At 60.6% G+C, this 4,940-nt stretch carries 3 protein-coding genes and 1 pseudogene; 1 reads left to right on the top strand and 3 read right to left on the bottom strand.

Annotated elements, in window-relative coordinates; all coding sequences use genetic code 11:
- Both EN893_RS18775 and EN893_RS18770 read right to left on the bottom strand, forming a co-directional pair.
- A pseudogene (locus tag EN893_RS18775) lies at positions 1–371 on the bottom strand (hypothetical protein); the annotation flags it as partial.
- Positions 355–1,353, bottom strand: coding sequence for a DMT family transporter (locus tag EN893_RS18770; RefSeq protein ID WP_127267725.1), 999 nt, complete (start codon positions 1,351–1,353; stop codon positions 355–357). The pseudogene EN893_RS18775 and the gene EN893_RS18770, both read right to left, overlap by 17 nt.
- A 151-nt stretch (positions 1,354–1,504) precedes the next feature.
- Between EN893_RS18770 and EN893_RS18765 the strand changes: the two genes are divergently transcribed.
- Positions 1,505–3,487, top strand: a complete 1,983-nt coding sequence (locus EN893_RS18765) for a BTAD domain-containing putative transcriptional regulator (protein WP_127270355.1) — start codon at positions 1,505–1,507, stop codon at positions 3,485–3,487.
- Positions 3,488–4,686: 1,199 nt separating this feature from the next.
- On the opposite strand, the gene EN893_RS18760 is transcribed toward EN893_RS18765, so the two are convergent.
- Positions 4,687–4,940 (bottom strand): pyridoxal-phosphate dependent enzyme (locus EN893_RS18760; protein WP_128361693.1); only part of this gene is annotated, 254 nt, incomplete at its 5' end.

Here is a 4,940-nt window from a genome sequence, read left to right as displayed (position 1 = left end):
AAGACCAGGGTGGTCAAGGTCAGCGCAACAGTGCCATGGCTGCCAGCGAAATATTCGATCACCGCCATGGTGACGCTGCTTCCCTCATGCAAGCCGACCGGCGCGGTGGCAATCTGGATGGCGAGACCGACAATGAGGCCGAGCGCGTTACCGCTGTTGTAATAGCCGCCCGGTCCCTTCATGCGGGCGCGAAGCGCCGATACCAAATGTGCGATAGGAAGAAGGATCGTCCGCGCGTCCATCACTGCGCCCCCACGACAAGTCCTGCCGCCATCGGCAAGGCCACCGCCGCCTGGCTGATCGACGCCACTGGCCCCGTGTCGGGCGGCAGCCGGGGCCGGAATAGGTTTCGCATCACCGGCAAGGGTCATCACATTCCTCCACTGGACCTGAATTGTTGGGGTGACGATCGCCTGCCCAATTTGCGGCGGCAGCTGCAAAGGCAGGGGCCCCGTCGAAGGATTGAACCGAAGCGGTTCGCAAGGACGTGCGTGCCTGCGGCGCTCGGTTCGACAGTGCCACGGACAGGATCGCACCCAGAATGATGGCGGCACCCAATGCGCTCGCGGACGAGCTCCGCTCGCCGAGAAAGATCGCCGCGCCCAGCGCCCCGAAAACGCTTTCTGCGCTGACGATCACGGCGGCGTGGCTGGCCGGCGTAAAGCGGAGGGCAACCGTCTGTATGCCGAAAGCAATCGCAGTGGAGAACACGCCGAGGATCGCCAGTTCCGGGCCGGCTGCGAATGCGGCGGCCAACGACAGATTGCCTTGCATTGCGCCGAGCGGCAGGGCGAAGGCTGCGGCGCCGAAGAACTGTGTCGCGGCTGCGGTGAACGGCCGCGCATGCACCTGCATGTGCCGGCCCAGCTCGACTGCCCAGAGCGCATAGCAGGCAGCCGAGAGGACAGCGGTGAGATCGCCACTGCTGAACCCGGCAATCCCATCCGACAACAGCAGGGCTCCAACAACGGTCAGCCCGGCGGCGACCGTGAGACTCGCTGTCGGACGTTCGCCTACGAGAAACCAGGCGGCCAGCGGTGTCATTACCGTTGCCGTGCTGACCAGGAAGCTCGCATTGGTGACGGAGGCGCCGAGATAGCAAAGCTGCTGGAGCGTGATGGAGATGGCAAACAGCGCGCACACCTTGGCCAAGCTGGAAAAATAGTCCGGCCCGAGCGGAAGCCGCCTCTCCATCAAGACAAAGGGCAACACAAGCAGGCCGCCGATCAGGCAGCGCAGACCCACCGCACTCAGCGCGTCGAGATGCACAAGCACCATCTTTTGCGAGACATTGCCGAAGCCCCACAAAGCGGCTGCGAATAGCAGCAGCAAATTGGCTCTTGTCCTGGACACGCGTCCCCCTCGAACCAAGCCTTTCGTTGACTTGGTCACTTTAATTTAGCAAAGCCTAAACAGCCTGCCGTTACGGCAGCGCTTGAGCGCGAAGGCCGACTGTTGCGAAGCGTTAGTTTTGAGTTAGGATTTCGTCAGGCTGGGATAGCAAATGCAAAGTGAGGATAGGGGCGCTGCAAATAGAATCTCACTCTTCGGCGGTTTCCGGATTGAAAATGAAACGACCGGTCCGCTTCGGCTGACCGGGAAACGAGGGCCGGCAATCATCGCCTATCTGGCCCGGTGTCCGGGCATGGCGGCGACGCGGGAGAGGCTGGCTGACCTCCTATGGGGCGACAGCGACGGCGAACATTCGCGCAACAGCCTTCGGCAAGCCCTCAGTGTCCTGCGCCAGGATCTGGCGCGAGAAGGGGTGGATCTCATCCATTCCAGCGGTGAGCTGATCGCCCTGAGGCCAGAGGCCTTTCAAGTCGACGTGGAGAAGTTCGAAACGGGTCTCTCGGCCCGTTCCGCTCAGGACCTCGCGAAGGCCTTGGCGAACTACACCGGGCCCTTCCTCGACGGGCTTTATCTGGGAAGCAATGCGTTCGATGACTGGATCACATCGGAACGCGACAGGCTGCTCGGCCGCGCGCTTGAGTCCTTCGAAAAACTGGCCCGTCTCGTCGACGCCGATGCCGGGCTGATCCTGGCCGATCGTATTGTGACCATGGAACCGACACGGGAAGAATCCTATCGGCTCAAGATGGAATTGCTGCTCGCATGCGGGCAACGCGACAGGGCAATCAGGACATACGAAGCCTGCAGAAGCATGCTGAAGAAGGAGTTCGGCGTCGAAGCCGGCCCTGAAACGCGGGCGCTTTGGCAATCTCTGTTGCTTGCCGCCGATGACGCTTCAAATGTGCAGTCGACAAGTGGTGTTCCGGCCAGCCAGCGCCTTGGGCGTCCGTCCATCAGCGTTGCCGACTTCGTCAATCTGACTGGAAAGCAAGGCGATGACTTTTTCGCCAAGGGACTTGTCCAGGACATCACGACGGCCCTTTCCGAAGTGGCCGACTATGTCGTGCTCGCCGCGCTTCCGCCCGAGAAGAGCGGCCCGGGCGAAGAAGCCAAGACGCCAGGGATACTCCGGGCGCGATATATGCTCAGCGGCAGTGTCCAGAGATCCGGCAATGGGTTGAGGGTGAATGTCCAGCTCGTCGATGCCGCCGGCGGCCACCACGTCTGGGCCCAGAAGTTCGACGGCCACTCCGAGAACGCGCTCGAATTCCAGGACAGGATCGCACAGTCTGTTGTTCTTGCCGTGATCCTCGAACTTCAACTGACCAACTGGAAGGTTCGAGACAAAAGCCCGCCGGGTACCCCTGAAGTGCGCAGGCTGGTCAACGAAGCTCTCATGAAATATTTTGAGATGACTCGGGACTCACTTTTGGTCGGGATAGAGCTTGCCGAGAAGGCCTTCTCGATAGGTCCCGACAACGCCCGTGCAAAGCGGACGCTCTCGATCGTAATATCCATGGGCGTGGCGTTTGGTGCACTGCCTCGGGAGCGAGGGGTGATCGAGCGTGCGGTCGAGCTTGCGGAAGCGGCGGTGCGGGCGGTACCGGACGATGAAATTGCTCGATGTATCTTGTCGTTCGCTCTCGAAAGTTGCGGTCGTATCGACGAGGCGATCGCCGAATGCCGCCACGCGATCAGCCTCAACCCGAGCTACCCGACTGGCCACGGCGATATTTCGATGCTCTTTGCATTGCGCGGACAGGTCGACGAAGCGGTGCGTGAGGCCAACGAAGCAATCCGGCTCGGAACGCACGATGTCATCGACTTCTGGCGCCACCACGGCCTGGTTGTGGCGCTCTTCGCTGGCGGAGACAACCAGCGGGCGCTCGAAGCCGCCCGCAAAGTGGTCAGGACAAAGCCGGGCTTCGTTCGCGGCGCCCTTTATTGGGCCGCGACCGCGTCGGCCACCGGGAACAACGAAGAAGCGTCCCGGGCCATCCACCATTGCCTGTCACAACTTCCGCATCTCAATCTGAGCAATGTCTGCCCTGGCTTTGTGCCGCGCTATGTGAAGGATCATCACCATTCCCGGTTCCTTGAGATGCTGTCGAGGGCTGGCCTCCCCGGCTCCTAGCCACATCATTGGCGTAGACACCGGCATACGAAGCTGGAGGCTTCCGTCCTCCGCCCAGGCATCGAAAGCAGATAACGCGTTGGCATTTCCGGCCAGGTCGACCTATAAGCTACCCTGCGATTGAGGTATTCGGCGCCGCACGCCGTCGCGCCGGCCAGGGCATTCGGCCGATTTGCGGCGGGGGCTGTCATGGCAGGCGATAGCGTTCACGCGACGCGTGCCCAAACTTTATTGAAGCTATGAAGATGCAACATTATCAAAGGTTTAGGATAGCCATAGCCCCTGGATGGGGCAGATAGATAAGTAATATCAGATAGTTACTGGAGCCCGTGTGCAAAAATCGCACACGAAAGTTCACCTTCTCTTCTTTTCGTTCCCGCGATGCCGCCGCCGACAACCGTTTTTGCCGCTCTCCTGCCGACCATTTCGACCGCTACCATGCGATGTTCGCCGGGGTATCCGTGAACCTCATTGTCTACTGCAGCATCCCGTTTGCCTGGGGACCTGTAAGCTTTCCGTACTTTCGGCCTCGCGCCGCCACCGAATTGTGGGCACATATGAAAGCAGTCGGAATGCATGATTCAAGTGTGCGACAAGCGTGATCGGTGCGCTCACCCATCGCAATTTGTATAGGGCGGCAACACCTCATCGAGCCTGGTGTGCATTGGGCGGGACTTGACGTTCGCAGTTTTGGTTCGCTACGGCTCGTTTTGGTTCGCTACGGCTCCCCAGGCCGAAAGAAATGCAACTACGAGTTGCCGATTCAAAACTACGCCAGAACCTTCCGTCAAGACGCGCATGCGTGACCGCGAGCGCGGAGCGCATCGAATTGGCCGGCGGGCCTGAGCCATCATTTGCCCGTGATAAGGGTGAAGTGCGAACGCGCGAGCTCACTGAGATCGGAATTCCCAGCAGCTATCTGGCCCGTGTGTGCGACGAGGGGCTGCTCAGCAAGGTTGGCTGTAGAATCTACCGCGCCATAGAACGCGAGGTGGGATCATTAGATGTTGGCCAAGCCGTGGTTTGCGGAGAGCATTCTTGACGTCGTTAACACGCTGGAACAGGGCCGTGCTCATGCACTTCCGCCCGGCCTATGTGGCCAAAAGGTTCGCCCGGTCACCCTCGCATCCGGACAGGGTGGTGACCTTCGCGCCGCAGCCGCTGGAGCGGCCAAAGGGCTAGGACGCCGCTCCCATCCATCAGGTCCAGGCAGCGAAATCCTTGAAACCGTGTCCGGTCACAATGCAGATCACGGTATCGCTCGATCCGATTGAGCCTTTTATGAACAGATCCCGGGCAGCAGCGAGAGAGGTCGCGCCCGTCGGTTCACAGAAAAGACCGGCTTTGTGCGCCAAGTCGATCATCGCCGCGCGAATATCCGCATCTCCGACGGCGTAAGCAACGCCCTTGCTCGCGCGGACAAGCGAAAGCGTCAGGCTGCCTTCCTCGGGAT

Source organism: Mesorhizobium sp. M7A.F.Ca.CA.004.04.2.1 (genome assembly GCF_004022825.1).
Lineage (GTDB): Bacteria > Pseudomonadota > Alphaproteobacteria > Rhizobiales > Rhizobiaceae > Mesorhizobium.
The sequence above is the reverse complement of the archived record's forward strand: the minus strand, read 5'-3'. Positions and strand labels throughout refer to the sequence as shown.